Origin of the sequence: Chrysiogenes arsenatis DSM 11915, assembly GCF_000469585.1 — a bacterium.
Classification (GTDB): domain Bacteria; phylum Chrysiogenota; class Chrysiogenetes; order Chrysiogenales; family Chrysiogenaceae; genus Chrysiogenes; species Chrysiogenes arsenatis.
This window is the reverse complement of the sequence record NZ_KI273144.1, coordinates 125,353-152,134: the sequence shown is the minus strand read 5'-3', so window position 1 is coordinate 152,134 and position 26,782 is coordinate 125,353. Positions and strand designations below refer to the sequence as shown.

19 protein-coding genes are annotated in these 26,782 nt (G+C 51.2%); 9 read left to right on the top strand and 10 right to left on the bottom strand.

The annotated features are described in order from the left end of the window. Positions 1-56: 56 nt before the first annotated feature. The 10 genes from P304_RS15470 to P304_RS0111820 all read right to left on the bottom strand — a co-directional run bounded on the left by P304_RS15470 (position 57) and on the right by P304_RS0111820 (position 9,836). On the bottom strand, positions 57-2,708 hold the full coding sequence (locus tag P304_RS15470) for a glycosyltransferase (protein ID WP_084417703.1): 2,652 nt from the start codon (positions 2,706-2,708) through the stop codon (positions 57-59). Positions 2,709-2,728: 20 nt separating this feature from the next. Continuing rightward, a complete protein-coding gene (gene scpB / locus P304_RS15465) occupies positions 2,729-3,316 on the bottom strand; it encodes an SMC-Scp complex subunit ScpB (protein ID WP_051321653.1) in 588 nt (195 codons plus the stop codon). Then, positions 3,298-3,990, bottom strand: a complete 693-nt coding sequence (locus tag P304_RS15460) for a segregation and condensation protein A (protein WP_027390707.1) — start codon at positions 3,988-3,990, stop codon at positions 3,298-3,300. Before P304_RS15460 ends, scpB begins: the two co-directional genes overlap by 19 nt. A gap of 1 nt (position 3,991) precedes the next feature. Continuing rightward, positions 3,992-4,972, bottom strand: a complete 981-nt coding sequence (gene trpS / locus P304_RS0111850; protein ID WP_027390706.1) for a tryptophan--tRNA ligase — start codon at positions 4,970-4,972, stop codon at positions 3,992-3,994. A 55-nt stretch (positions 4,973-5,027) separates the two neighbouring features. After that, entirely contained in the window at positions 5,028-5,906 is an 879-nt protein-coding gene (locus tag P304_RS0111845) for a hypothetical protein (protein ID WP_027390705.1), read from the bottom strand. A gap of 92 nt (positions 5,907-5,998) precedes the next feature. Continuing rightward, positions 5,999-6,544, bottom strand: a complete 546-nt coding sequence (gene pal / locus P304_RS0111840; RefSeq protein ID WP_051321652.1) for a peptidoglycan-associated lipoprotein Pal — start codon at positions 6,542-6,544, stop codon at positions 5,999-6,001. A gap of 57 nt (positions 6,545-6,601) precedes the next feature. Next, a complete protein-coding gene (tolB, locus tag P304_RS0111835; RefSeq protein WP_027390703.1) occupies positions 6,602-7,930 on the bottom strand; it encodes a Tol-Pal system beta propeller repeat protein TolB in 1,329 nt (442 codons plus the stop codon). Then, positions 7,927-8,775 carry a cell envelope integrity protein TolA gene (tolA, locus tag P304_RS0111830; RefSeq protein WP_027390702.1) on the bottom strand — a complete coding sequence of 283 codons (849 nt, stop codon included), beginning with the start codon at positions 8,773-8,775 and terminating at the stop codon, positions 7,927-7,929. Before tolA ends, tolB begins: the two co-directional genes overlap by 4 nt. 5 nt (positions 8,776-8,780) lie before the next feature. Next, entirely contained in the window at positions 8,781-9,182 is a 402-nt protein-coding gene (locus P304_RS0111825; RefSeq protein ID WP_027390701.1) for an ExbD/TolR family protein, read from the bottom strand. Between the two features lie 3 nt (positions 9,183-9,185). Next, positions 9,186-9,836 (bottom strand): MotA/TolQ/ExbB proton channel family protein, encoded by a 651-nt coding sequence (locus tag P304_RS0111820; RefSeq protein WP_027390700.1) that lies wholly within the window; start codon positions 9,834-9,836, stop codon positions 9,186-9,188. 69 nt (positions 9,837-9,905) lie between these two features. On the opposite strand from P304_RS0111820, the gene P304_RS15455 reads away from it, so the two are divergent. The 9 genes from P304_RS15455 (at position 9,906) to prmC (ending at position 26,741) form a co-directional block, all read left to right on the top strand. Beyond that, positions 9,906-10,721, top strand: a complete 816-nt coding sequence (locus tag P304_RS15455) for a tRNA (5-methylaminomethyl-2-thiouridine)(34)-methyltransferase MnmD (protein ID WP_051321651.1) — start codon at positions 9,906-9,908, stop codon at positions 10,719-10,721. A gap of 113 nt (positions 10,722-10,834) precedes the next feature. Further along, a complete protein-coding gene (locus P304_RS15450; protein WP_034765437.1) occupies positions 10,835-13,843 on the top strand; it encodes an acyl-CoA dehydratase activase in 3,009 nt (1,002 codons plus the stop codon). Beyond that, positions 13,840-15,222: a CoA activase gene (locus P304_RS0111805; RefSeq protein WP_027390699.1), complete on the top strand. Its 1,383-nt coding sequence runs from the start codon at positions 13,840-13,842 to the stop codon at positions 15,220-15,222. Before P304_RS15450 ends, P304_RS0111805 begins: the two co-directional genes overlap by 4 nt. A gap of 396 nt (positions 15,223-15,618) precedes the next feature. Then, entirely contained in the window at positions 15,619-18,207 is a 2,589-nt protein-coding gene (locus P304_RS17540) for a flagellin N-terminal helical domain-containing protein (protein ID WP_027390698.1), read from the top strand. Between the two features lie 60 nt (positions 18,208-18,267). Then, the gene (locus tag P304_RS0111795) at positions 18,268-18,666 is read left to right on the top strand and encodes a flagellar protein FlaG (protein ID WP_027390697.1); all 399 of its coding nucleotides are present in this window, start codon (positions 18,268-18,270) and stop codon (positions 18,664-18,666) included. Between the two features lie 129 nt (positions 18,667-18,795). Further along, the gene (locus tag P304_RS17535) at positions 18,796-21,441 is read left to right on the top strand and encodes a flagellin N-terminal helical domain-containing protein (protein WP_027390696.1); all 2,646 of its coding nucleotides are present in this window, start codon (positions 18,796-18,798) and stop codon (positions 21,439-21,441) included. Positions 21,442-21,962: 521 nt separating this feature from the next. After that, on the top strand, positions 21,963-24,605 hold the full coding sequence (locus P304_RS0111785; protein WP_027390695.1) for a flagellin N-terminal helical domain-containing protein: 2,643 nt from the start codon (positions 21,963-21,965) through the stop codon (positions 24,603-24,605). Between the two features lie 221 nt (positions 24,606-24,826). Beyond that, positions 24,827-25,894, top strand: coding sequence for a peptide chain release factor 1 (prfA, locus tag P304_RS0111780; protein WP_027390694.1), 1,068 nt, complete (start codon positions 24,827-24,829; stop codon positions 25,892-25,894). Beyond that, positions 25,887-26,741 (top strand): peptide chain release factor N(5)-glutamine methyltransferase, encoded by an 855-nt coding sequence (prmC, locus tag P304_RS15445; protein WP_051321649.1) that lies wholly within the window; start codon positions 25,887-25,889, stop codon positions 26,739-26,741. The genes prfA and prmC overlap by 8 nt, the downstream gene beginning before the upstream one ends. Positions 26,742-26,782: the final 41 nt, after the last annotated feature.

Below are 26,782 nucleotides of genomic sequence, written 5' to 3'. Positions count from 1 at the left end.
GAAACAACAAATCCCCGCACGGTATACCGTGCGGGGATTTGTTGTTTGACAGGTTGTCAGCGTTGCTCTGATGATGGTTCAAGGACGCTTTTGGCTGCTTCTTTCATGCTGCCGGTTTCGCCGATCAGCCGTGCTGGGAGCCACGGGAAGGCGCTGATGATGGAAACTACCAGTGAGGCGCTGTACGGTATGGCCTGCAAGAGCAGCACGGCTGACCAGACGACCAGATCAAGTGTATCGGTGCCGAGTTGCAGTAAAACAGCTGCGGCACAGAGGCAGAGTGCCAGCATCAGCAGTGTTTCTTCGCGCGCGGCCTGCAGGGCACCGAGCAGTGGTTGCGATTTTGCCTGCTTCGGCGTGCGGATAAACGGCATACCGCTGGTGGTGAATCCTTTGAGAATAGCCAGCCCGATGGTATGCGTCAGTGCCAGTCCTGAAAGGGCGGCGGCCATGGTCTGTAAGAAGGTGGCACCAACGCGAGTGCGGTAGAGGTAAAAGAGTTTACCGATCTTAAAGACGAACAGCGCCAGTGGCAGGAGCGAAAACACCAGCAGGGGCGGGTCGATTTTGGTAGGCGCAATCAGCATGGCAAGCGACCAGCACAGCGCCGCGAGGTTAAAGAGCAGGTTGATGCCGTCGGCCATCCACGGGAGCCAGCCCGCGAGGAAGTGGTAGCGCTGGCCATAGCTCAGTTCGCCTTTCGATCCGCCACGCAGCAGGCTGGCAGTGTGGCGGCGCATAATCTGCACGGCGCCATACGCCCAGCGGAAGCGTTGTTTTTTGTAGTCGATAAAGGTATCGGGCATCAGGCCGCGTCCGTAGCTTTGGGGGATATAGGTTGCCTCTTCACCCCGTTCAAAAATACGCAGTCCCAGTTCCGCATCTTCGGTAATGCACCATTCCGCCCACCCGTTCACTTCTTCAAGGGTTGAGCGGCGCACCATCGTCATGGTGCCGTGCTGGATAATGGCATTGCGTTCGTTGCGGGTAATCATGCCGATATAGAAAAAGCCACGATATTCGGCGTATGCCATCGATTTAAAGGCGTTTTCGTGGGCATCGCGGTAGTCCTGCGGTGCTTGGACAATCGAAATTTTCGGGTTGGCAAACTGGGGCACAAGGTCGCGTAGCCAGCGAGCACTGACCTGATAGTCGGAGTCGATAACGGCAATAACTTCGGCTTCGGGCGCGGTTTGCTTCATGGCAAAGTTCAGCGCACCGGCCTTAAAGCCTGCCAGCGGATCTTCATGGAAAAAGCGGAATTTCTCTCCTAGGCGCTCGCAGTGCTCCTGAACGGGTTGCCAGACGGCTCGGTTTTTAGTGTTGTTATCAATGACGATGACTTCGTAGCGTGGGTAATCCAGCGCGGCGAGGGCGTTCAGCGTTTCGATCATCATGTCCGGCGGTTCGTTGTAGGCGGGAACGTGGATGGAAACCATCGGTAATTGGTCGTCTGGAACGGTTTCTGGTGTGAACAGGCGACGGTATTCGCGCACCCAGAGCGATTCGGCCCACTCGTGTGCTTCGGCCAGCAGGACAACGATAACGCCGATCATCCCGAGCGTCAGCAGAATGCCGACGATAATGCTGGTGGTGGTCAGGTATTGGTTCATGTAGTCGTAAATGACCCACACTGCGGCAGTGGCGGCGCTGTAAGCGATAATTGCGAGGAAGCCACGGCCACGCGGCGTCAGTCGCTGCGAGTCGATCAGCAGCAGGGCAAAGGTGATCAGTGCGACGACGACCGAAATTGCAGCCAGCAGCGGCCAGTCCGGAATTTTGACAATCGGTTCGGTAAAGGTAAATTTTGGTTGGCGATGAACGTCATATACGCCCCAGTAGGCTCCAACCGATCCTTCATTGACGCGCTTCCACGGCTGGTCGAATGCTTCCATAATGTAGTAGGTATAATTTTCTTCTTTGGCACGAGTCAGGAAGCGGCGCAGGAAGGTTGCTTCATTGGCGGGAGATGCGACGGCGGAAAGGCGCGTGCGCCCATTGCTTGGCCAGCCAACCTCGGCAATGACTATGGGTTTATCGGGATAGAGTGACTTGAGCAGGTCGATTTTTTCTACAACGTACTCCACAGCGCGCTCATGGTCGATCCCTTCCCAGTAAGGGAGCATGTGGACGGCGAGGTAGTCGACATGCGGGACAAGTTCAGGGTGCGATACCCAGACGTGCCACGGTTCAGCGGTGCTGACACGCAGATCGGTCTCGCTTTTTACCCGTTTGATATAGTCGATAAGTTCAGGGACGGGGATATCACCGCGCAGCACCACTTCGTTGCCGATAACAAGGCGGACAATGGTTTTTGCGGTTTTCGTGATGGCAAGTAAGGTGTTGATTTCTTTTTCGTTAGAGTCGTGATTATCGCCAATCCACGCGCCCAGCGCGACGTTGATGTTGTGTTTTTTCGCCAGATATGGGATGGCACCAAGCGTTCCATCGACGGAATATGTGCGCACGGCATGTGTTCGTCCGGCAAGCAGTGCCAAGTCCGCATCAATTTGTTCGAGTGTCGGGTAGGTTTGATCGATCCCTGATTGGTCGGCATGAAAAGGGGCAAAAGAGAATCCCTGTATCGTTGGCGGCCATGGTGGTTCTGGTTCGGGGCGGTTGAGGAGTGCCCAAAAGGCAATGGTTAAGGCGGCAACGGCAATGGCAATCAAAAAGCTTTCTTTACGCAGAGCGAAGCGCTTTTTCATAGAGTGGAGATCCTTCTTTCTTATTCTTCGTCTTGTGCAAAAACTTCGCTTTCATCGCCGGGGATGGGAAGTTCGCCGATATTGTTGATGCCAAAGGTTTGCAAAAATTTGCGTGTTGTGGTGTACAAAAAAGGCTTTCCGGCGCTTTCGCGTCGTCCGGCGATAGCAATCAACCCTTTGTCCAGCAGCCGTTTGACGGGTGAAGTGCTGTCGACGCCGCGGATCGCTTCGACATCGCTCTTGGTAGCGGGTTGGTTATACGCAATAATCGCTAGTGTTTCGAGCAGTGCTCGTGAAGAGCGGGAACGGCGTGATCCAAGAAGTACTTTACTGACGACCCGACCTGATTCTTTCGTTGTGCCAAAGTAGTAGGCGCCGTCGGCCTCGTTGAGTGTTATGCCATGCGTGAATTTCGCTTTAAGGTGCTGAATGGCACCCGAAACCGTCCCTTCGCCAATGCCGGGCATGTCAATGATACGGCTGATGCGTGCTGGAGTCAGGGGTTCTTCGGCAGCAAACAGAGCGGCTTCAACAAAAGCGAGAACGTCGCGATGTTTTTCCGGCAATGCTTGAGGGGTTTCTTCTGGGGTCAGCTGTTGCGATGACATGCGATGAGCCGTCCTTCTTCTGCTTCAAGCGTGATTCTTCCGAGGCGGGTAAGTTCCAAAAGTCCCACAAAACTGACCACCATTTCGAGTCGGCTGAGGCAGAGTGAGCAGAGTGCCATAAAATCAACCCGTTTAACTTGAACAATATAGGCAAAGATTTTTTCCATTTGTTCCATGATGTTGATGCTGGAGATGGTGATTTCGTGGTTTTTGCGGAGTTTTAGCATCGCGAGCAACCCGACGTACGCTTGTGCCAGGTCGTAGAGCCCACCTTCGAAATCGATGTCTGTCTCAACGTCTTCAGTCACTTCCAGCGCAATGCCACGCGGCAGGATAAACTCGCCGTCCTCTTCCATGCTCCCCATCGTGAGGGAGAGTTCGCGATATTTCTTGTATTCACGCAGTTTTTGTACGAGTTCTATGCGAGGATCGTCGGGGCTTCCAGCAGCGCCCGGCAAAAGGCTTTTGCTTTTTATCAGGGCGAGCGTGGCGGCCATGACCAAAAATTCTCCGGCCACATCGAGTGATTCTGCTTCGATCTGTTCGACGTAGCTCAGGTATTCGGAAGCAATGGCGCTGACGCTAATTTCGCTGATGTCGAGTTCATTTTTATAGATCAAGTGCAGCAGAAGATCCATTGGCCCTTCGAAATCCTTGATCCGGATTTGATACATGCTAAATATCCAGATTCATGTGATGGCGGACGCGGCGCATGACGGTTTCGGCGTGCTCGGCGGCACGGCGTGACCCTTCGTGCAGGATGTGCAGCACATCGTCATCGTGTAGTTGAGCGCGCCGTTCACGCATCGGTTCAAAAAAGGCATCCATCCGTTCGCGGAGGAGTTTTTTGCAGTCCATGCAGCCCATTGATCCGGTGGTGCAGCCGGTTTGAATCAGCGCACGATCATCGGCACTGCTGAACAGTTTATGGAAGTCGTAAACGGAGCAAATAGTGGGATTGCCGGGATCGTTGCGCCGGACGCGCGCTGGGTCGGTAATCATATTGCGAATTTTTTGCCAGAGTGACTCGGAGGTTTCGGCAAGTTCGACGAAGTTATCGTACGACTTACTCATCTTCCGTCCATCGGTTCCGGTCAGTTTTGGTGCCTGCGTCAGTTTTGCTTGTGGTTCGACGAGCGTTTCGCCGTACATAAAGTTAAAGCGGCGCACAATTTCGCGCGTAATTTCAAGGTGCGGCAATTGGTCTTCGCCAACGGGGACAAAGTCGGCGTCATAGAGTACGATATCGGCGGCTTGCAAGACGGGGTAACCCAGAAAGCCGAGGTGGGCGGTTTTGCTTTCGCCGAGTTGTTCTTTTTGCTCTTTATACGTGGGGCACCGCTCAAGCCATCCGACTGGGGTGATCATCGCCAGCAGCGTAAAGAGTTCGGCATGCTGTTTCACGAGCGACTGTACAAAGAGCACGGATTTTTGTGGATCAAGTCCGGCAGCAATCCAATCTTTCGCCATTTCAAGGGAGTTTTGGCGAATGGTGCCGGTTTCGTCATGCTTGGTGGTTATGGCATGCCAGTCTGCCACAAAGAAATGGCAGTGATACCCTTGGTTTTGCAGGTCGACCCAGTTGGCAAGGGCGCCAAAGTAATTTCCAAGGTGGAGCCGTCCGGTAGGGCGCATGCCGCTCAGAACTTTTTGCATTTCGTGTCCTTCGTAAATGGAGTGGTTGTGTGTGCGGTCGCGAAAAAACTCGACCTTATTTCTGTTCCAGTGCGGTTTTAGCGTGCTTTGCGGCGTCGCTGGAGCCATGCTGTGCGAGGACGCGCCGATAGAAGAGTTCGGCGCTTTTATTGTCGCCTAACCCGCGGAAGGCATGCCCCTGCTTCAGTAAGGAAAAGGGAACGCTCCAGTGGCTGGGATATTTTTTGATTAAGTCGTCAAAAATCAGCGCGGCGTCGCGAAATTCGTTCAGCGTGAGTACGGATGAGCCATACCAATACATGATGCCAGGTTTTTCTCCTGCCGGAGCGGAGGCGTAAATTTGAGCATATTCCTGTTTGAGTTGCGAGTGTTTATTTTCGCGATAAAGGCGGCGGGCGTAGTCATATGGTTTTTCGTCTGTGGCTTGCTTGCTAGGGGTTTTGGTTGCTGCGGCGGTAGATGGCGATGCGACTGCTGGCGCTGGTCGGCTGGCTTGAGCGATACGGAGCGCTTCAAGCGAGTCGGCAATTGCATTGAGGCGCAGGGTTTGCTGGTCGTGGCTCTGTTTGATTTGAGTGGCGATTTCGGCACGGAGTTCGGTGTTCTGCGTTTCCAGTTGTCGCGTCAAGCTGTTGGTTGCGGTGGTCGATTGACGCGCATTCGTTTCAAGGGCGTTCGTTAAATTGGCTACTTCGCGTTCGATTTGTTCTATGCGAAGGGAAATGTCAAGCTGTGAACGGGTAATGGTCGGGCGGAGTCGTTCTTGATCTTGTTGTATGCCTTGGAGTTTCGCTTGGCTCTCGGTAGAGGTTTTTTCGAGTTTTTGGTTTAAGAAGGCGATTTGATTTTGCAATGTCCGTACGTCATCTTTTGTGGCACAACCACCAAGCAAGAGTGCGGCGACGAGGGTCGAGGAGAGAAGTATCCGTTTCATAGTTGTCCCTTTACGATTCCAGAAAAAATGAAAAAAATTGCCTGCCCAAGGAGAAAGGGCAGGCAAGCGTAATAGTCCTTTAGCGTAATTGATTAGTTTCTGACGGCAACAAATTCTCCGCGACGGTTTTTCGACCATGCGCTCTCAACTGAACGGCCATCAACTGGCTTCTCTTCGCCATAAGAAATGGTTTCCATGCGGTTTGCTTCGATGCCGCTGGTTACCAAATAGTCTTTGATGGCTTTTGCGCGACGATCACCAAGGGCAATGTTGTATTCGTTGGTGCCGCGTTCGTCTGCGTGGCCTTCAATAACAACGCGTGTTGAGGCGTTGTTGCGCAGGAAGAGTACGTTGTTGTCAAGAATGCGGCGTGTGTCGTCGCGCAGCTCTGATTTGTCAAAGTCAAAGTGAACGGTGTAGAGTGATGTGCCATCAAGGTAAATCTTGCCGAGTGTTGGCGAGAAAAATGCATACTTTTCGCGATCAGCAAGGCCGTCAATGACTTGTCCACCCTGTGGTGCGCTGGTGCTTACGGAAGGTTTGCCGGCATCAGCATCTTCTATAACGACTTTCTTGGCGCAGCCACTCACTAAAAGACCACCAATCAACAAACTCATAATCACACGTGAACGCATCATACAAAAGCCCCCTTTGTTCTTACCTCGACAATTTTTATACCAAAAACCCTAACAACCTTATTGCAAAAAGACCAACCAGCTTGGCATGGCATTGTTGCCAGCTCCGTCGGGAAGGCGCTTTTGAAACGTTCCGGTGCTATCCATAATATACAGCTTATATTCGCCTGTACGATTTGAGGTAAACACCAGATAATTCGAATCTGGCGACCACTGGGGAGATTCGTTGTGTCCTGTCCCCTCAGTGAGCTTGCGCGGATTATATCCATTCTCATCGACGGTGTAAATGTTAAAAACGTTATTTTCTAGGGAAGTAAATGCGATTTTTTTTCCATCTGGGCTCCATGAAGGGGAAGTATTATAGCGGTTTTTGAAAGTGAGGCGTGTTGCTTGCAATGTTTCAACGTTGAGTTTGTATATTTGTGGTGAGCCGGAACGATCAGACACAAAAGCGATGTGTTTGCCGTCTGGGCTCCACGATGGCGAAACGTCAATAGCGCGATGATCGGTCAACTGTTTGAACATCCGTCCGTCACGGTGAAGCAAAAAGATGTCCGAGTTGCCGTCGCGTGAAATGGTAACCGCAAAATAGCGACCATCGGGGCTGACAATGCCACCAGTGTTCGTTCCGCCATAGGAGGCGAGCACGGAAGTGCGGCCAGCCGTCAGATTGCGTACGAACACTTCAGGGCGCTGTCTGACGTACGAAGTAAAGGCAATATTTGCTTCGTCAACCCAATGCGGAATGATGTTGATGCTATTGTTACGCGTCAAGTTAAGGAGGTTTCGTCCATCGAAATCCATGACGTGAATTTGTTTCCCATCGCCAGCGCGATCAGACACAAAAGCGATACGCGAGTTGAAAAATCCTTTGATGCCACTGACTTCCCAAAGGATTCGTCCGGCAATTTCATGGGCAAGCAAAATATGGTCATCGAAACGCCCGCGAATGCGCACATTGGCTTTCTCTCGTTTCAGTGCCATGTCATGCACGCGGAGTCGCCCTTCGATATCGGCGCCATCTAACACTAACTCAATGCTGACCAAAAATTCTGCGCCGATCAACAGCCAGTTGCGGTAGTCCACTTCGGCGCTATGCCCATCAGCAATGTAAGCTTGTTCAGGCAAGACACTGATAATGCCTGCATAGCTCAAATCTGAAAGGATAATATCACGGAAGGATTGGGCGAACTGCGGTGCTAGGCCGGTGCTAAGGAGTGGAAGTGGCAGCGCAATGGGAATCGAGGTTAACCCGACGGGAGACACTTCTATATTGTAGGTATCCTGAGCGTGTGCTGGCAAAAGTGTGAGCGCAAGAAGCAGCACCGCAAGAATGGTGTGGAACGGGCGATAGAGTGTGGAGGCAAAAAGGTGCTTCGGTAGCATCATTGGAGATTTCCTTTTACGTTGATAGTGATCGAAGAACGGTCAATGCTTGCTGGAAACGGCTGATACGGATTGCCCCGTTGTACAGCGAGGACGAGTGAGCGGTCAATCACCGTTGAGCCACTTGAGGTTTCAATGGTGATTGAGTCTGGCACAACGCTGCCGTCACGGCGCAGGGTGAAGCGGACGATGGGGTCGCGTGTGGTTTGGTGGGCGAAATCGACGCGACTCTTAAAGTTCTGTTGAATAATGGCGCTGATCGCTGTCAGGTAGTTTGTGGTGTCGCGCTCGCCAGTGCGTGGGCCAACACCTTGGCCAGCGGTAGATTCGGTCGATGGTCGCGGCGCTGGCGCTGCTTGTGGTGCTGGTTGGGGCTTGGTTTGCGCAAGTGCGTTCATGGCTTCGCGCGTGCTCCGCTCCAGTTCCTCTTTCTGTGCGGCTTGCCGCAGTTGCTCCAGTGCCTTATTGAGTTGAGCTTCTTCTTTTTTTGCGTCAACAGCTGGGGCGGTCTTGGCTGGTGTGGCCATTTTCGCCGGTGCTGGTGTTGGTGCCGGTGCCGGTGTTGGAGCCGGTGGTGTCGCTACTGGTGTTTTTGCTGGAGTGCTGACCGGCGCCACCAGTGGTGCCTTCGGGGCTTCTGGCGCTTTTGGTTTGCTTGGTGCTGCGCCCGTACTGAGGTCTACCTTTTCCAGAGGTGCAACAAGGTTAACCTGAAAGTCAGGCACGACTTTAGGGCGTGGTACGCTCCACTGGGAGGCCAGCAGCGTGATCGCAATCACCGCAAGGTGAAGGACGAACGATATACCGAAAGCACTTGGTGTTGGCAATGATTGCAATGAAGGCGTCATAGTCCCTACTTGGTTACGAGTCCGATGCTGGTGATTCCTTCGCCTTTGACGGCATCCATAACCGCTACAATCGCGCCATAGTCAACGCGACGGTCGCCTTCAATTACGACTTCGTAGGTTTTATCTGGTATCGCAACCAGTCCCTTCAGCCGTTGGCGGAAGGTGGCGATGTCCATGGTGACGTCGTTGATGGCGATTTTCCCTTGGTGGTTCACGGTGACGACGACCTGTGTTTTTTGCTCGTCGAGCTTTAGGCTGGCTTGCGATTCTGGCAGCTCAACGGTGATGCCGTGCTGCAAGAGCGGTGCCGTTACCATGAAAATAATCAGGAGTACCAGTACGATGTCCACCAGCGGGATGATGTTTATTTCGGCCATGGGCTGATAAAAATCACGTCGAAGTTTCATGGATTAGCGCCTTTTCATTAAGAGTGCGAGTAATTCGTCAGCAAATCCTTCCATGGCAGCGGTTTCCTCTTTTACACGGTTGGCATAAATATTGTAAAAAATGACCGCTGGGATGGCGACGAATAGTCCCAAGGCCGTAGCAACAAGTGCTTCGGAAATTCCTGGGGCGACAACGGCAAGGGTGGCGCTTTTCATACTGCCGATTTCGTGGAACGATTTGATGATCCCCCACACGGTGCCAAGGAGTCCGATGAAGGGAGAGGAAGAGGCGGTAATGGCTAACACGTTCAGAGAGGCTTCCATCTCGCGTATTTTTAGAATAGACTCCGCGCGGATAATTCGTTCGGCAAATATCATTTGCTGGTCGGCGTCCGCGCCAGCTCCCTGGAAGTCACTAAAGTTTTTGTAGGTGATGCGGAAAATGTCCGCCAGCGGGGAGCGCATGTTTTCGGCACTCATGGAAATCTGGTCAAACGTCCGTTGTGACCAGAAAATTTTCATGAAGTTTTCGTTTTCTGAAGCGATGCGTCTAAAGACAAGCCATTTATTGACGACAACGGCCCAACTCGCGATTGACATAATGATCAAAAACACCATCAGGAATTTGGCGAAAATGCTGGCGTGCATGAAAACGGAGATAATACTGAAATCCATAGTGAAGGTCCCCCAAGTAAAGTGCGCCACTATCTACCAGATCACCCAATAAAAATAAAGGATTTCCGTATGGATGACCACGCAAAATTTTCTGTTGTTACGTCTGATGGATCCGCGACGCTTTATTCCTCTGAGTTTCAGGAACATTATCATAGTGTGCGCGATGGTGCGTGGCGCGAATCGCTGGAGAAGCATGTAAAGCCAGGGCTTGAATTGATAGGTTTCCGGCAGCGTTCGCACCTTACGGTGCTCGATATCTGCTTTGGGTTGGGCTATAATACCCTCGTTACCCTTTGGTATCTCGATCAGCAGCGCTATCAGGGAACAGTAGCGATTCATGCACCTGAAATGGATGGCGCTTTGTTAAATGCCTTGCCAACGCTCTTGTATCCTACCGAACTGGCACCGTATCGTGCTTGTCTTGATGGTATTGCGCGCGAGCGGTATTATCAATGCGGTTCGGTGAAAGTGGTCGTATATGAAGGCGATGCGCGGGTGTATATCAAACAGGCACATGAAATGTTTGATCTTGTCTATCAGGATGCGTTTAGTCCCCGGAAAAATCCTGAACTGTGGAGCTACGAATACTTTCAGGCGGTGCGCGCTTGCTGTTGTGATCATGCGGTGTTGACGACCTATTCGCAAGCCACACCAATACGTCTTGCGCTCCAGATGGCTGGCTTTACCTTGTATCATCCGCCCGTATTGCGCGATAGTGGCATTCGTCCTGGCACGATTGCCTCGCCATCTTTGCTGGAACTTGTGCCTATCGACCTTGCGGGCAAGTTACAGCGAAGTGACAGCGCCTACCCGTTGCGCGACCCGGAAATGAATGGCGAACGAACCATATTGTGGCAGCAGAGCGAGCGCTACGGGCGGGAATAGAACGCTATTTCCGTTTTTCCTTGCTCTTGTAAGAAGAAAAATGTAAAGAATCGGACAATTTTTCCCTGTGCAATATTCACAGTATTTTGCGTCACCGCCAGAGAGGGGGGCTGATGTATAGTGTCGGCATTGATGTCGGTTCTGTAAGTATCAATGCAATTATTCTGAATCGACAAAGGCAAATCGTCTTTGAACTCCCCTATCGTCGCCATTTTGGCCACACGAAAGCCGAACTTCGTGTGGTTTTTTCTGAGATTCTGGAGCGCTATTCCGTCGACACGCTCGACTGTATTACCTTTACCGGTACGCAATCAATGTACTTTGCCTCCCTGCTTGGAATGCCTCATGAAGTGGAAACGATCGCTCAAGTGGCTGGTACGGTTGCGGTTATGCCCGGTGTCCGTTCTATTATTGCCATGGGTGGGCAGGATGCGGCACTTTTTGAGGTGGGCTATCACCCTGATGGGCGATGGTTTCTTGATTCCTTTGTCATGAACGGTCCGTGTGCTTCGGGAACAGGTTCATTTATTGATCAGCAGGCCGAACGGCTTGCTGGAGCGATGTACGGTGAGGCAGAAGCTTCGGCAGCACAAGAGCGACAGCAAAAGTTATTGGAAGACTTCATTGCACTGGGGAAGCAGGCGAAATATCCAGCCGCCGTGGCGTGTCGTTGTACTGTATTCACGAAATCCGACATGATTCATCTGCAAAATAAAGGTGAGCCGCTGGCCAACATCATTTCCGGCCTGCATGCCGGAAACGCGGCGAATTACGTTAGTACATTGGTAGCCGGACGCGCCCTTCATGCCCCGATAGCATTCATTGGTGGTATGGCGTCAAATGCCTTGCAGGTTCAGGCCTTTTCCGCCTACTTCCCCGATATTGTTGTTCCGCCGTTGCACTGTTCTTTAGGAGCGCTTGGGGCAGCCTTACTTTCGCTGCAAGCTGGGACGCGTGCCAAGCTTGATGTCTCATGCCTTGACCTGGATCACGGTAATGGTCAGAGTTTTCCCCTTACCGAGCCGCTGACATTACAATACAGTGTGTTCGACCCTTCTAATGTCCTTGAACGTTCCGCTCGTTGGGATGAGCCGGTCGCGCCCAAGGCTTTTCTGGGTATCGATATTGGTTCAACGTCGACGAAATATGCCCTGATTGATGAACATGGCGCTCTGCTGCATAAATGTTATCGTCCGACACAAGGGAAACCGATTGAAGTAGTGCAGCAGCTTTTAATGCACCTTTGGCAGGAAACCGGGGGTTACTTTCAGTTGCAGGCGATTGCGACGACTGGTTCCGGGCGCAACGTAATCGGGGACTTTGTTTCGGCGGATGTTATTTTGGACGAAATCACCGCTCATGCGCGTGGGGCGCTGGCGATGGATGATACCATCGACACAATTTTTGAAATTGGCGGGCAGGATTCAAAATATATCGCGATAGAGAATGGCTCTCCGGTTGATTTCGTCATGAATAAGGTGTGTGCTGCTGGCACGGGGAGTTTCCTGCATGAACTCGCGAATAAAATGGGGATCAATATCTTTGGCGAGTTTCAGGAAATTGCCCTTGATGCCAAGACGCCGATTGCCCTTGCCGAGCGCTGTACGGTGTTTATGGAATCGGATATGGCGGGATATGCCCAGAAAGGGGCATCGCGGCACGATTTAATTGCCGGGCTGTGTTACGCGATTGTGCATAACTACTTGCATCGCGTGGTGGAAAAGCGGCATGTCGGCGAGCGGATTATGTTTCTTGGTGGGCCATCACTGAATAAAGGGATTGTGGCCGCTTTTGAGCGGGTGCTGGAACGTCCGATTCTTGTGCCGCGTCACCGCGAAGTCATGGGAGCCTATGGCGCAGCTTTGGTAGCGCGTGAGCAGGCTCCAGCAGAGCCGAAAGTGCGTAACCTGCCGTCGTTATTTGCCATTAATGTCAGCGCGCGCGAAAGCATTTGCCGTGCCGAAGCGAATTGTCATAACGAATGTAAACTGAAAACCTATCAGTTTGGTGAACGGCGTAGCGTGTGGGGTGGCGATTGTGGCCGCTACGAAACAACGCATCACGACGCCAAGCCAACCGAAAATTATTTTGCACTGCGGCATGCCTTGTTTTTGCAGGCCTTAGCGGCATGCCACGTTCATATCGTTACCGAGTCCACAGTATTGCCGACTGCGACCAAGCCACGCATTGGTGTCCCTTTGGCATTGCACATGCTCGACTGGGGTGTGTTTTGGGTGCATTTGCTTCATGCACTTGGGTTTGAAGTAGTGCTTACCGCTCCAACCAATGGGAACACGGTGCAACGGGGTATTGAAACGATGAGTTCGGAAACCTGTTTTCCGGTAAAAGTATTTCATGGTCATGTTGATATTCTGCGTGCGTTGAATGTTCCTCTGCTGTTTTTACCGAATGTCATTAACATGCCGAGCGCACCGGAAGAGCAGGGATATTTGTGCCCATTGGTGGAAAGCTCGCAATTTATGGTGAAGGCGGCCTTGTCACTTGGGGGGGCGCAGATTATTGCACCGACGGTTCATCTGAAAGATGGTGCGGATATTCTGGCGCGCCGTTTGTGTGATGTTTTCCCGCAGGGAATGTTGCCATCTCTGGCAGAGGTGCAGGCGGCAAGTCGTGCAGCATGGGAAGCGCAAGCAGCATTTGAGCAGTCGCTCATGGTGCGCGGCAAAGAAATTCTCGGCCAGATTCCTGCGGGTGAGCCGCTTTGGATCATTACTGGTCGTCCTTATAATTTATACGACGAACGCCTGAACCTACAGGTTGGGAAGCAGTTTTCCAAGCTGGGTATTCGCGCGTTGCCAATGGACTTTCTGGAAGTTGCCAGTGAAGATCTCAGCGATTTCCCGCGCATGTACTGGGGGCTTGGAGCGCGTATTTTGAAAACGGCGCGCTTAACGGCGCGTACTCCACATTGGTACGGCGTGCATATTACTAATTTTTCGTGTGGCGCCGATTCTTTCCTAGAGCATTTCTACCACCATATTATGGGACAAAAACCGTCGTTGATACTGGAGTTGGATGAACATAGTGCGGCGGCGGGAATCGTGACGCGCATTGAGGCTTTTCGCAATGTCGTAAGGAATTGGGGGGATGAAGTGCTATGACCAACCCGCAGGCAACTGGCTTTCAAGCGCTTTCTGAAAGGGTTGGGAAATTCTTGCTCGCCGGAAAGAAACTCCTGATTCCCGATATGACGCCGCATGGTTCACGCCTTTTGGCTGCCAGTTTCCGTGCTTTTGGCGTGCATGCCGAAGTTATGGAAACCTATAGCGGTTTAGCATTAGGCAAAGAATACACTTCCGGCAAGGAATGCTTCCCGTGTCAAATCACGCTGGGAGATATTCTGCACCACTTGCAGCGCGAAAAAGCACGGCATGGGGAGCGCTTTGACCCCGCGCAGTATGTCTATTTTCTCCCCGAAGCGGAGGGGCCGTGTCGTTTTGGTATGTATACAAAAATGCAACGGCTGGTGCTCGACCGCTTTCCGGAGTTCCGCGATATTCCGATTGTCTATATGTCAACGGGCGATGCGTACAGTTCTGGTTCGCTGCTTCCTGATGGTGTAGCGTCGAAATTTCGTCGCTTAGCGTACGAAGCGACACTGGCCGCTGATGTACTTGACCGCATTATCTGGCGTACCCGTCCGTATGAAAAGGTGGCGGGGAGTGTTGATCAGGCGGCAAAGACGTGGCTGGCGCAACTTGAGTCGTTTATTGAGCAGAGAGGGAGTCGCTTAGATTTTCGGGGATTGCATCGACTGCTGCGCCAGATTGCTGCTCAAGCACGGCAGTTGACAGCGCCGGATATGACAATGCGTCCGCGCATTGGTATTGTTGGTGAAATTTACCTGCGATCCCATCCGCAAGCCAATCAGGAATTGATTGAGTCGCTTGAGGCGCATGGCGCGGAAGTGGTCAATGCCTCTATTGGCGAATGGCTCCAGTTTGTGTCGTATGAGCAATTAGCGGCAGCGCGCCGTGAGCTTGCCAATAGTTGGCAGTTGCGCCGTTTTGGGGCGCTGTTCGGGCAAACAAAAAAATGGGCTGTGGCGGCAATTGATTTGAAATACATTCAGGTGCGACAGAAGAAAATGTATCAGACGGTGCAGGTTGTGCTCGATATTGCTGGTGATCATTCGTTGGATGAGATCGAGAAAAAACTTCAACAGAGCGGTTTATTTGACCCGCGTATCGGTACAGAAGCTCCGCTCAGTATCGGCGGGGCTATTGAGTATATTGATCATGGCTTTAATGGAGTTGTGAATGTCTATCCCTTTACCTGCATGCCAAGTACGGTGGCGAGTGCGGTGCTGAAACCGTTATGCCATCAACTTCACGTCCCCTATCTTGATGTGAGCTGTGACGGGTCGTTCCAGTCAGGCCGAGAGATCGCTTTGCGAACTTTTTTGCATCAGGCAGGTCAGCATCAAGAACGGCAGCAGTCCGCCCCGCGCGGTGGATGTTGCGCCAAAGGGTGTTCATAAACACCGTAGTTTTGAAAAAATAACGCCATTTTTTTCTTGACGTTTTTATTTTTCCACATATTCTTGCGCCTTGTAGTGTGACCACGGATGGGATTACACCATAGCAAGGAAGCTTCCGCGCCTCTATGAGCGTGCAAGTCGTTTTTTCTCTGGTCGTTTTTACCCCTTGGGTCTCCTCTGTCGTCGTATACAACACCCGTTTCGGCTGCTGTATACAAAACCTTAAGGAATTATTTTACAAAATTTGCAAAAGGGATTTTCAGCAGGAATTTAGAGGCCGGAGGTGTTACGGAATTTGCCTCGTACTGACTGCCCGATGCACCCCTTTCCAAGGATTGGAAAGTCACGTAATTGCAAGTGCTGGTACCACTTGCCACCATCACGGAGGATACAGTCATGAGTATGTCTATTTACAACAACATTTCGTCGATGAATTCGCAGAACTCGCTGCGAGTTAACAACAGTGACCTTACGAAATCTCTTGAGCGCCTCTCTTCCGGTTTGCGGATCAACCGTGCGTCTGATGACGCATCTGGTTTGGCCATTTCAGAAAAAATGCGTGGCCAGATTCGCGGCCTTGACCGCGCCGTATCAAACGCTCAAGACGGTATCTCACTGATTCAAACCGCTGAAGGTGCCTTGAACGAAACAACGTCTATCCTGCAACGGATGCGCGAACTTTCGGTGCAAGCCGCTAACGGCACGTACACTTCCAACGACCGCCAAGAAATTCAAAAAGAAGTCGATCAGCTGAAAAGCGAAATCGACCGTATCTCCACATCCACTGAATTTAACACCAAAAAACTGCTCAACGGCGATGCAACGGCACGCTGGTCTTCGTCAGATAATACGATGATCGAAGCGTTGGTGCGTGGGAAGGTGATCAGTGGTGACTACAAAATCGATGTTACTGCCAAAGTTGGTCAAAATCAGGTGCAGAAGTCGAACATTATGACCCTGAAATCAGGGGCAGTCGCTGGCGATATACTGACAGCTGCGGCAGGTGTAGGCTCGGTAGCCGCAAGTGACAATACATCGGGTATTGCAGGCATTAAAGATTTAGAAGGGGTTCGTACTGGTAATATCGATGACCGCACCTATCGCATTAATGTGGCGACTGTTTCTGCCGGTGGTGCATTTTCTGGCGTTGCCCAAGGTGGCGGTACTGCTGAAACAATCAGTGTTGCAGACTCGGTGGCAGTAAATGGTTACTATCAACAAACAGGATCAAGTTGGACCATTCGGGCTATCAGTGAGGATGGAACCACACGTAATAATGTTGCCATTGATGGCGATCAAGCGATTGTCTTCTCTGGTGCCGCCGCTAACCTAAACATTATTGACGCAAAAGTTCACGGTTACTTTGAGCTGGAATTTACCAGTGACCTGCAAGTCAGTTCTGCTGCTGGTGGCACCACGGCCGGGGTTGTAGCGCGGGCGCGATTTATTGATGTGAAGTCAGGTGAAGCTGGCTCGTGGAGTGATGTTTCCGTCAATACTACCGGTGGCCTGCAAGTCGGTGCCGCCAGTGTGTCAGGGAAAAAATCGGATGAAACTACATCGTCAAGTGTCTTTGTTGCTAATTCCCTGTTGCAGCTTGGAACCGGCGACAAAGTGGTGAAGGGCGACAAGGTACTTCTTACCATTGATGATAATTTCACTACGGTTCTTGGGCAAGGCACTGCGACCTCTTCACAGGGAGCGGGAGCGGTTAAAATTGATGAGCGATTTGATGATGGAGCGGTAGGAGCACCTCGCGAGTTGCGCGGCGCCTACTTTGTCGCTACGAGTGCTGATGGGTTGCAGAATACGCAGTTGACGGCGGGCGCAAAAACCATCGACTATCACTTGGCGCAACTAGACGAAAAAACAGGCTCGCTGACTATCGGAAAAATATCTTTGGATATGAGTGCCAACAGTGTGGGTACTCAGAAAGATAGCGAAATTTTAGCGGAGTTCCGTGGCACTGGTGGACTCGCGTCAGCCTATACAAAACTCAGCGATATTGAAGCGTTCATTACCCCTGACGGTACCAACGTTTTCAACGTCTCGCAGAAAGTGACCCTGTACGGCAACGGAAAGCAAACTGATGTATTCCTTGAAGCGGCAGACACGATTGCTGACCTCATAACAAAACTGCAATCAGCGATTACTGGCGAGTCGACTGGTTTAGGTATCACTATGGGGAAAGCCGATACCGATAGCAAGGTGGCTGAATTCATTGCCAAAGGCTCGAGTATCACAAACACCGATGCAGCCGTTGAAGGAACTATGATCATCCGTTCATTGTTCAATGGAGCGCAGGGTGATATTAAAGTTGTTGCTGACCAAAAAGTATTGAGCGCCCTTAACCTTGCTGAAATTCAAAAATCAGAAGAAAATGTGTACTCTGTAACGGTGACCAACGCCAATAACGGCCGGCCAGTAGGGGCGGCAACAGTGGGCAATGGTATTATGGAAAACACGATCCAAGGACTTGGGATTCAGTTTAAAGGGAACATTGGTATTGATGCCACGTGGGATTCTTCAAAGTCAAAATTTGATTTTACTGCCGAAACCAGTCCTGCCACAGCCTACTTGCACGTTGTCGACAACTCCATCGACTTCCAGATCGGAGCCAACGAAGGTCAGACGATGAATACCAGCATTGCTCAGATGGACATTAAGGCGATGGGGCTGGAAAATGTTGTCGTTATCGACCAGACAAGCGCGCAAAAAGCGGTCAGCCTTATTGACAAAGCACTCGTGACGGTGAACTCAGAACGGTCGAAACTCGGTGCGGTATCGAACCGACTTGATCACACCATCAATAGCTTAGCCGTAGCCGGTGAAAACCTGCAAGCCTCTGAATCTCGTATTCGTGACGTTGATGTGGCTAAAGAGATGACCCAGTTTACTTCAAAGCAACTTCTGTCACAAGCCGCTATGGGGATGCTGGCTCAGGCTAATGCATTGCCACAGGGGCTGATGGCACTCTTGCGTTAACCGATTTGCTTCAGTAGGGGCTAAACCTCTATTGGCAAATCACCTTGCGGGGGATGTGTCATGAATATTGAAAGTAGCATTGGAAGAGTATCAACGTTGCATGTAGGCGGCACCGGTGAGAATCCCTCAAAGATGGTGCGTCGGGGAGGTGGCGACTCGGCTGAGGTGTCAGCGGGTCGAGATCCCCAAGCTCCATCTGCGCACGAAACTGCGCCACCAGCACGTACTGCCGAACAGCAAAAGGAGATGCGGCAAGCTATTGACGAAATCAATCGGTCGCTAAAAAATCTCCATGTGTCGCGGCAGTTTGAGGTCGACGAAAGTAGTGGCCAGATGGTGATTACCCTTTACGATACCGAAAAAGGGGAGAAGATCCGTCAGATTCCCAATGATTTCGACCTGAAACGGATCTCAGAGGTAAAAAAATATCTTGGTGTGCTCTACGACGATAACGCGTAACAGCACTATTGGCTGATTTTCTTGAGTCGGGGTTCGCCCCGACTTTTTTTTGTTCAAGTTTCCCCGTGTGAAATCCGAAATGGTCAGCAGGCAAGGATGCCGAATCGAACTATCACGGAGGATAGCGCCATGAGTATGTCAATTTACAACAACATTGCCTCAATGAATTCCCAGAATGCCCTGCGGGTCAATAACGGGGATCTCGCCAAGTCTCTCGAACGCCTTTCATCTGGTTTACGGATTAACCGTGCTTCTGACGATGCTTCTGGTCTTGCGATTTCAGAAAAAATGCGTGGACAGATCCGCGGCCTTGATCGCGCCGTATCGAACGCCCAGGACGGCATCTCGCTGATCCAAACGGCTGAAGGGGCGCTGAACGAAACCACAGCCATCCTGCAACGGATGCGGGAACTTTCCGTTCAAGCGGCTAACGGCACCTACACCTCTAACGACCGTCAGGAAATCCAAAAAGAAGTCGATCAGCTGAAAAACGAGATCGACCGAATCTCTACCTCAACCGAATTCAACACTAAAAAACTCTTAAATGGTGACGCTACTGCTCGTTGGTCGACTTCAGATGTCAGCAAGATGGAAGCAATCGTGCGTGATAAAGTCGTTACTGGCAACTATAAGCTTGATGTCACCACCAAGGTTGGCGCCAACCAAGTGCAGAAATCCGACATCATGACCTTGAAATCTGGGGCGATGGCGGGTGATATTTTGACGGCACAAGGGGTCGTATCCGCTGGCACCACTGGTGTTGGCAATATAGCTACCACGAACCAGTCTGGCATTGTCGGCATTAAGGATGCCGAAGGGGTACGGACGGGTGATCTTGATGATCGTACGTATCGGGTAAACGTTGCCGCAGTTTCGAATGGCGGTACCTTTGCGGGTGCTAACGCTGTTGGTGAGACGGCAGCAAACATTGGTACTGGTGGCGGTGTTAACGAAAGTATGAGCTTAGCTGATAGTGTCGCCGTGAATGGTTACTACCAGCAAACTGGCTCAAGCTGGTCAGTACGCGCTTTCTCTGATGATGGAACAAACCGGTTTAATATTGCCATTGATGGAGATAAAGCGCTGGTGGCATCAGGTGTAGGTTCAGCGAATCTGATCACACAAGGAGTGCACGGCTATATCGAAATTGAATTCAACAACGACATCAGTGTTAACTCTTCTGGTGGCTCTGTTGGGGATGCATCAGGTGCGGCACGGGCTCGATTTATCGATGTGAAAACTGGAACCGCCGGAGCGTGGTCTGAGGTAACGGTCAGTGACACGGGTCAAGTACAACTTGGTGCTGCTGGCATTGCGGGACAGACGCACGATAAAACCGCAGTTGCCAGTGTTTTTGAATCTGGCGCTATCATGCAGCTTGGTACGGGTGACAAAATTGTCAAAGGTGATAAAGTTCTTCTGACGATAGATGATAACATTGCAAACGTGCTTGATGGTAGCACCAGCGGTGTTTTGATGTCGCAGGGAGCAGGGGCGATTAAGATCGACGAACGCTTTGACGATGGCGCCACAGGAGCCCCACGCGAACTGCGGGGAGCATACTTTATCGCTGGTGAAGAGAATGGTATCCAAAACACCATTTTGACAGCTGGCCCAAAAGACATCAACTACCACATCGCTCAACTTGACGAAAAAACCGGTTCAATGACGATCGGCTCTATCACACTTGAAACCAAAGCGAACCAAGAAGGGACGATGCGTGACAGTGCGGTCAATATGGAGATTCGTGGAACGTCAGGTTTGGCCTCGGCATATACGAAACTGAGCGACATAGAGTCATTCATTACTCCTGATGGAACCAGCGTATTTGCTGTATCGCAGAAAATGACCCTCTATGGCAATGGCAAGCAGGTAGATATCTACCTTGAGGCGGCTGATACGATTAGCAGCTTGGTTGATAAGTTCAAGACCGCTATGACAAGCCAAGATAAAGGGCTTGGAATCACAATGAAGAGTGCCGAAACTGATAACATGGTTTCGCAGTTCATCGCCAAAGGCTCAAACGTTGCGGGAAGTGATGCGGCTGTCGAAGGCACCATCCTGCTCCGTTCGCTCTTTAATGGCGCTCAGGGTGAAGTGAGCCTCGTTGCTGACCAAAAACTACTTGATGCACTGAACCTCAGCGAAATTCAATCTGCGAAAGAAAACGTTTATAGCGTTCGAGTAACCGATGCCCACACCGGTCGTCCTGTTGGTAGTGACACCGTGGGTGATGGCATTATGGAGAACGTCATCCAAGGGGTCGATGTAGCCTTCAAAGGGAACATCGGTGTCAGTGCAACTTTTAATACCAGTTTGCAGAAATTTGAGTTTACGGCTGAAACAAAGCCAACCAGCATGTATCTGCACCTTGTTGATAACTCGATCGACTTCCAGATCGGTGCCAACGAAGGCCAGACCATGAATACCAGCATCGGTCAAGTCGATGTCAAGTCACTTGGGTTGGAGAATGTAACGCTAGTCGACCAGAAACTGGCGCAAAAAGCGATCACCAAGATTGATAAGGCGCTGGTAACCGTCAACTCCGAACGCGCTAAACTCGGTGCGGTATCGAACCGCCTTGATCATACGATCAACAGCTTGAGTGTAGCGGGTGAAAATTTGCAGGCTTCTGAATCTCGTATTCGCGACGTAGACGTTGCCAAAGAGATGTCGAAGTTTACTTCCAAGCAAATGTTGTCACAGGCCGCACAGTCAATGCTGGCGCAGGCCAACCAATTGCCGCAAGGGCTCATGCAGCTTCTCCGCGGATAATACGCCGCTTTCTCCCATTCCCCCGCCGATCGCGGCGGGGGAATATGAGGGGAAATAATCGCAGCAAAGTTTTTCCGAAGCAGATCGCCCGTTTTACCGTGTCATTTTGAACGAGCGTAGCGAGGAGAAATCTGAGATCTCTCACTGCGTTCGAGATGACGGGCTGATATCACAAAATTGGTCAGGGAAACAGTTTGGTCAGAAGAACAGTAACGTGACTTGCAAGAGAGGTTTTTGGCCGGTGTTTGTTGAGGGAGAGGGAAAAATCCCCCCAGCAACGAGTATCGACTCCTGATCTCTCCCCCGTTTGGGGTATCAGGCACCGCAGGAAAGGGCAACTCCTTGCTTTTCCTGCGGTGAGAATAACAACGGAGTACGGAAAGGAGAATCTTCGGCACTCTCACAACGCACGACGTAAATTCTTGCCGCTACGTCTTCGTCAACTTTACGCCCTTCACGGATGAAGGGTGAACACCGTGCAAGTGCTGGTACCACTTGCCAATATCATGGAGGATAGTGTCATGAGTATGTCTATTTACAACAACATCCCTTCGATGAATTCGCAGAACGCTCTGCGGATGAACTCTGGGGATCTGACGAAGTCTCTCGAACGCCTTTCATCTGGTTTACGGATTAACCGTGCTTCTGACGATGCTTCTGGTCTTGCAATTTCAGAAAAAATGCGTGGACAGATCCGCGGCCTTGATCGCGCCGTATCGAACGCCCAAGACGGCATTTCGCTGATCCAAACAGCAGAAGGTGCCTTGAACGAAACAACTTCCATCCTGCAACGGATGCGGGAACTTTCCGTTCAAGCCGCCAACGGCACCTACACCTCTAACGACCGTCAGGAAATCCAAAAAGAAGTCGATCAGCTGAAAAACGAGATCGACCGAATCTCTACCTCAACCGAATTCAACACTAAAAAACTCTTAAATGGTGACGCTACTGCTCGTTGGTCGACCTCTGACATTGACAAGATGGAAGCGATCGTGCGCGATAAAGTCGTTACTGGTAACTACAAGCTTGATGTAACGGCAAAAGTTGGTGCTAACCAAGTGCAGAAATCCGACATCATGACCCTGAAATCTGGGGCGATGGCGGGTGATATTTTGACGGCACAAGGGGTCGTATCCGCTGGCACCACTGGTGTTGGCAATATAGCTACCACGAACCAGTCTGGCATTGTCGGCATTAAAGAGATTGAAGGTGTTCGTACCGGCGATATTGACGATCGTACGTATCGGGTAAACGTTGCCGCAGTTTCGAATGGCGGTACCTTTGCGGGTGCTAACGCTGTTGGTGAGACGGCAGCAAACATTGGTACTGGTGGCGGTGTTAACGAAAGTATGAGCTTAGCTGATAGTGTCGCCGTGAATGGTTACTACCAGCAAACTGGCTCAAGCTGGTCAGTACGCGCTTTCTCTGATGATGGAACAAACCGGTTTAATATTGCCATTGATGGAGATAAAGCGCTGGTGGCATCAGGTGTAGGTTCAGCGAATCTGATCACACAAGGAGTGCACGGCTATATCGAAATTGAATTCAACAACGACATCAGTGTTAACTCTTCTGGTGGCTCTGTTGGGGATGCATCAGGTGCGGCACGGGCTCGATTTATCGATGTAAAAACTGGAACCGCCGGAGCGTGGTCTGAGGTAACGGTCAGTGACACGGGTCAAGTACAACTTGGTGCTGCTGGCATTGCGGGACAGACGCACGATAAAACCGCAGTTGCCAGTGTTTTTGAATCTGGCGCTATCATGCAGCTTGGTACGGGTGACAAAATTGTCAAAGGTGATAAAGTTCTTCTGACGATAGATGATAACATTGCAAACGTGCTTGATGGTAGCACCAGCGGTGTTTTGATGTCGCAGGGAGCAGGGGCGATTAAGATCGACGAACGCTTTGACGATGGCGCCACAGGAGCCCCACGCGAACTGCGGGGAGCATACTTTATCGCTGGTGAAGAGAATGGTATCCAAAACACCATTTTGACAGCTGGCCCAAAAGACATCAACTACCACATCGCTCAACTTGACGAAAAAACCGGTTCAATGACGATCGGCTCTATCACACTTGAAACCAAAGCGAACCAAGAAGGGACGATGCGTGACAGTGCGGTCAATATGGAGATTCGTGGAACGTCAGGTTTGGCCTCGGCATATACGAAACTGAGCGACATAGAGTCATTCATTACTCCTGATGGAACCAGCGTATTTGCTGTATCGCAGAAAATGACCCTCTATGGCAATGGCAAGCAGGTAGATGTCTACCTTGAGTCGGCTGATACGATTGGCAGCTTGGTTGATAAATTCAAAACTGCTATTACTGATAAAGACAAAGGCCTTGGTATTACCATGGGCAGTGCAGAGACCGATAATATGGTTTCGCAGTTCATCGGCAAAGGTTCAGGCGTCAGCGGTACTGATGCGGCTGTCGAAGGCACCATCCTGCTCCGTTCACTCTTTAATGGTGCTCAAGGTGAAATCAGCCTTGTTGCTGACCAAAAACTACTTGATGCACTGAACCTCAGCGAAATTCAATCTGCGAAAGAAAACGTTTACACCGTCAACGTTACCGATGCCCACACCGGCCGCCCTGTCGGAAAAGACACTGTTGGCGATGGATTGATGGAGAACGTCATCCAAGGGGTCGATGTAGCCTTCAAAGGGAACATCGGCATCACCGCAAGCTATAACAGCACCCTGCAGAAGTTCGACTTTACCGCTGACTCAACTCCGGAAACCATGTATCTGCACCTTGTTGACAACTCGATCAATTTCCAGATCGGTGCTAACGAAGGTCAGACCATGAACACCAGTATTGGTCAGATGGATGTGAAGGCACTTGGTCTTGAAGATGTTCTGTTAGTCGACCAGAAACTGGCGCAAAAAGCGATCACCAAGATCGATAAGTCGCTTGGTATGGTAAACTCGGAACGGGCGAAACTCGGTGCGGTATCGAACCGCCTCGATCACACGATCAACAGCTTGAGTGTAGCGGGTGAAAACTTGCAAGCTTCAGAATCTCGTATCCGTGACGTAGACGTTGCCAAAGAGATGTCGAAGTTTACTTCGAAGCAAATGCTCGTACAAGCTGCTCAGAGTATGCTGGCTCAGGCTAATGCACTGCCACAAGGGCTCATGCAGCTCCTCCGCTAATCACTTCATAAGAATACGATATGAATTGGATAGCACGGAGCGCAGGCTCATCAAGGAGTGTACTATCCGGGCCAGACAGGATCTAATGTTTTGCCGGGGGATTTTCCCCCGGCTTTTTTTTGTTAGAAATTTGCGGTTATCGAGTCACCTCTCTAGTTTCCAAGAGTTCAACAGACTGCTATACTCCTCGGCTGTACTGATTTATACCGAGGTTTCCCCCTATGCTTGATAAGCTCCAGACCCTAGAAGAACGCTACCAACTGCTCAGCGGCCAACTTACGCTTCCAGAAACGGCGGCAGATAACCGTCGATTCCGCGATATCTCGAAAGAGGTGAGCGACCTTTCTGAAATTGTACAGGTATTTAACGCCTACAAAAAAGTGCTTAGCGATCTTGAAGATAACCGCGAACTGGTGGCGACGGAAAAAGATCGCGATATGCGTGAACTGGCGATTGCCGAAATCGAAATGCTGGAAGAGCGCGAAGTGAGCCTAAAAAACGAACTGACCGAACTGCTGACCCCCAAAGATCCGAATGACGATAAAAACGTTATTTTGGAAATCCGCGCCGGAACAGGTGGCGATGAGGCGGGCTTGTTCGTTGCCGATCTGTTCCGCATGTACAGTTATTATGCCGAAAGTCGCCGCTGGAAAGTAGAAACGTTGAGTGTCAACGAAACTGGCGTTGGTGGATACAAAGAAGTGATTGCTATGATTAACGGCAAGGGGGCGTACTCGCGACTCAAGTACGAATCCGGCACTCACCGCGTGCAGCGCGTTCCGGCGACCGAATCAAGTGGCCGCATTCATACCTCAGCGGTGACCGTAGCCGTTTTACCCGAAGCCGAAGAGGTTGATATTGATATCAATCCCACTGACCTGCGGATTGATGTCTACCGATCGAGTGGCGCTGGTGGTCAGCACGTCAATACCACCGATTCAGCCATTCGCATCACCCACATTCCAACTGGCATTGTCGTTACCTGTCAGGATGAACGTTCGCAGCATAAAAACAAAGACAAAGGGATGCGGATTCTGCGTGCTAAAATTCTTGATCACGCCGTGCAGGAGGCTGACGATGAGCGCAGTGCCGATCGTAAAAAGCAAGTTGGCAGCGGCGACCGCTCGGAACGAATCCGCACCTATAACTATCCGCAGGGGCGTGTGACTGATCACCGTGTCGGCCTGACGCTGCACCGTCTCGACGCCATTCTCGAAGGCGATCTTGATGAGATTATCGAAACATTGATCCGCACTGTCCGCGCCGGGGAACTCAGTCAAGGTGAGTGAAATCTGGACGCTGCAACGACTGGTGAAATGGGCGAGCGACTATTTCGCTGAGCGCGATGTCAACGCGCCGCGTTTTTGTGCGGAGACGTTAATTGCTCTTGCTTGCCAGCTATCGAATCGAATGGATATTTACCGCTATTTTGATCGTCCGGTTACACCAGAAGAACTGACGACATTTAAAGGCTTACTGAAACGGCGCGTTGCCGGTGAGCCGTTGGCGTATATTGTGGGCGAACAGAATTTCCTTGGCCTTGATTTTACCGTTGGCAAAGGGGTGCTGATTCCTCGCTATGACACCGAAGTGCTGGCTCTCGCCGCCATTGACCTGCTGCCACAGTTGCCCCGCATTGATGGCGTGTTGCGCATCCTTGATCTGTGTTGCGGCAGTGGTGCTTTTGGGATTGCCGTCGTCAAGCTTGGTCGTGCGGAAAAAGTGGCGCTAACCTTGGTTGATATCGACGACACTGCGCTGGGGTATGTACAAAAAAATGTCACGCGTCATGGTGGCGAAAGCGCGGTGAGCGTTGTTCAAAGCGATATGTTTGCCGAAGTTACCGGGAAATTTTCGCTGATTGTGTGCAATCCGCCCTACCTTGATGCGGCTCACATGCAGGCGTTAGATCGCGACGTGCAAGCGGAACCGGCTCAGGCACTGGATGGCGGAAGCGATGGACTCGATTTTTATCGTATTCTCGCGCGGCAGGTGCCGGAATATCTCGTTGCTGGAGGTGCGCTGGTGCTGGAGGCGGGATATGATCAACACTCTGCGTTGGCGGAACTTTTTCCATCCGGTAGGTCTTTATTCGATAATGGGCAGCGGTTTCGCGGCCTGAGTGTAGTTTACTGAAAAATGCCTCATAAAGGATAAATGTGGTTGCTTCCCACCGT

Excerpts from the sequence above, each read along its gene's own strand:
- P304_RS15470 (WP_084417703.1), bottom strand. The coding sequence starts at position 2,708 with ATGAAAAAGCGCTTCGCTCTGCGTAAAGAAAGCTTTTTGATTGCCATT.
- scpB (WP_051321653.1), bottom strand. The coding sequence starts at position 3,316 with ATGTCATCGCAACAGCTGACCCCAGAAGAAACCCCTCAAGCATTGCCG.
- P304_RS15460 (WP_027390707.1), bottom strand. The coding sequence starts at position 3,990 with ATGTATCAAATCCGGATCAAGGATTTCGAAGGGCCAATGGATCTTCTG.
- trpS (WP_027390706.1), bottom strand. The coding sequence starts at position 4,972 with ATGCAAAAAGTTCTGAGCGGCATGCGCCCTACCGGACGGCTCCACCTT.
- P304_RS0111845 (WP_027390705.1), bottom strand. The coding sequence starts at position 5,906 with ATGAAACGGATACTTCTCTCCTCGACCCTCGTCGCCGCACTCTTGCTT.
- pal (WP_051321652.1), bottom strand. The coding sequence starts at position 6,544 with ATGATGCGTTCACGTGTGATTATGAGTTTGTTGATTGGTGGTCTTTTA.
- tolB (WP_027390703.1), bottom strand. The coding sequence starts at position 7,930 with ATGATGCTACCGAAGCACCTTTTTGCCTCCACACTCTATCGCCCGTTC.
- tolA (WP_027390702.1), bottom strand. The coding sequence starts at position 8,775 with ATGACGCCTTCATTGCAATCATTGCCAACACCAAGTGCTTTCGGTATA.
- P304_RS0111825 (WP_027390701.1), bottom strand. The coding sequence starts at position 9,182 with ATGAAACTTCGACGTGATTTTTATCAGCCCATGGCCGAAATAAACATC.
- P304_RS0111820 (WP_027390700.1), bottom strand. The coding sequence starts at position 9,836 with ATGGATTTCAGTATTATCTCCGTTTTCATGCACGCCAGCATTTTCGCC.
- P304_RS15455 (WP_051321651.1), top strand. The coding sequence starts at position 9,906 with ATGGATGACCACGCAAAATTTTCTGTTGTTACGTCTGATGGATCCGCG.
- P304_RS15450 (WP_034765437.1), top strand. The coding sequence starts at position 10,835 with ATGTATAGTGTCGGCATTGATGTCGGTTCTGTAAGTATCAATGCAATT.
- P304_RS0111805 (WP_027390699.1), top strand. The coding sequence starts at position 13,840 with ATGACCAACCCGCAGGCAACTGGCTTTCAAGCGCTTTCTGAAAGGGTT.
- P304_RS17540 (WP_027390698.1), top strand. The coding sequence starts at position 15,619 with ATGAGTATGTCTATTTACAACAACATTTCGTCGATGAATTCGCAGAAC.
- P304_RS0111795 (WP_027390697.1), top strand. The coding sequence starts at position 18,268 with ATGAATATTGAAAGTAGCATTGGAAGAGTATCAACGTTGCATGTAGGC.
- P304_RS17535 (WP_027390696.1), top strand. The coding sequence starts at position 18,796 with ATGAGTATGTCAATTTACAACAACATTGCCTCAATGAATTCCCAGAAT.
- P304_RS0111785 (WP_027390695.1), top strand. The coding sequence starts at position 21,963 with ATGAGTATGTCTATTTACAACAACATCCCTTCGATGAATTCGCAGAAC.
- prfA (WP_027390694.1), top strand. The coding sequence starts at position 24,827 with ATGCTTGATAAGCTCCAGACCCTAGAAGAACGCTACCAACTGCTCAGC.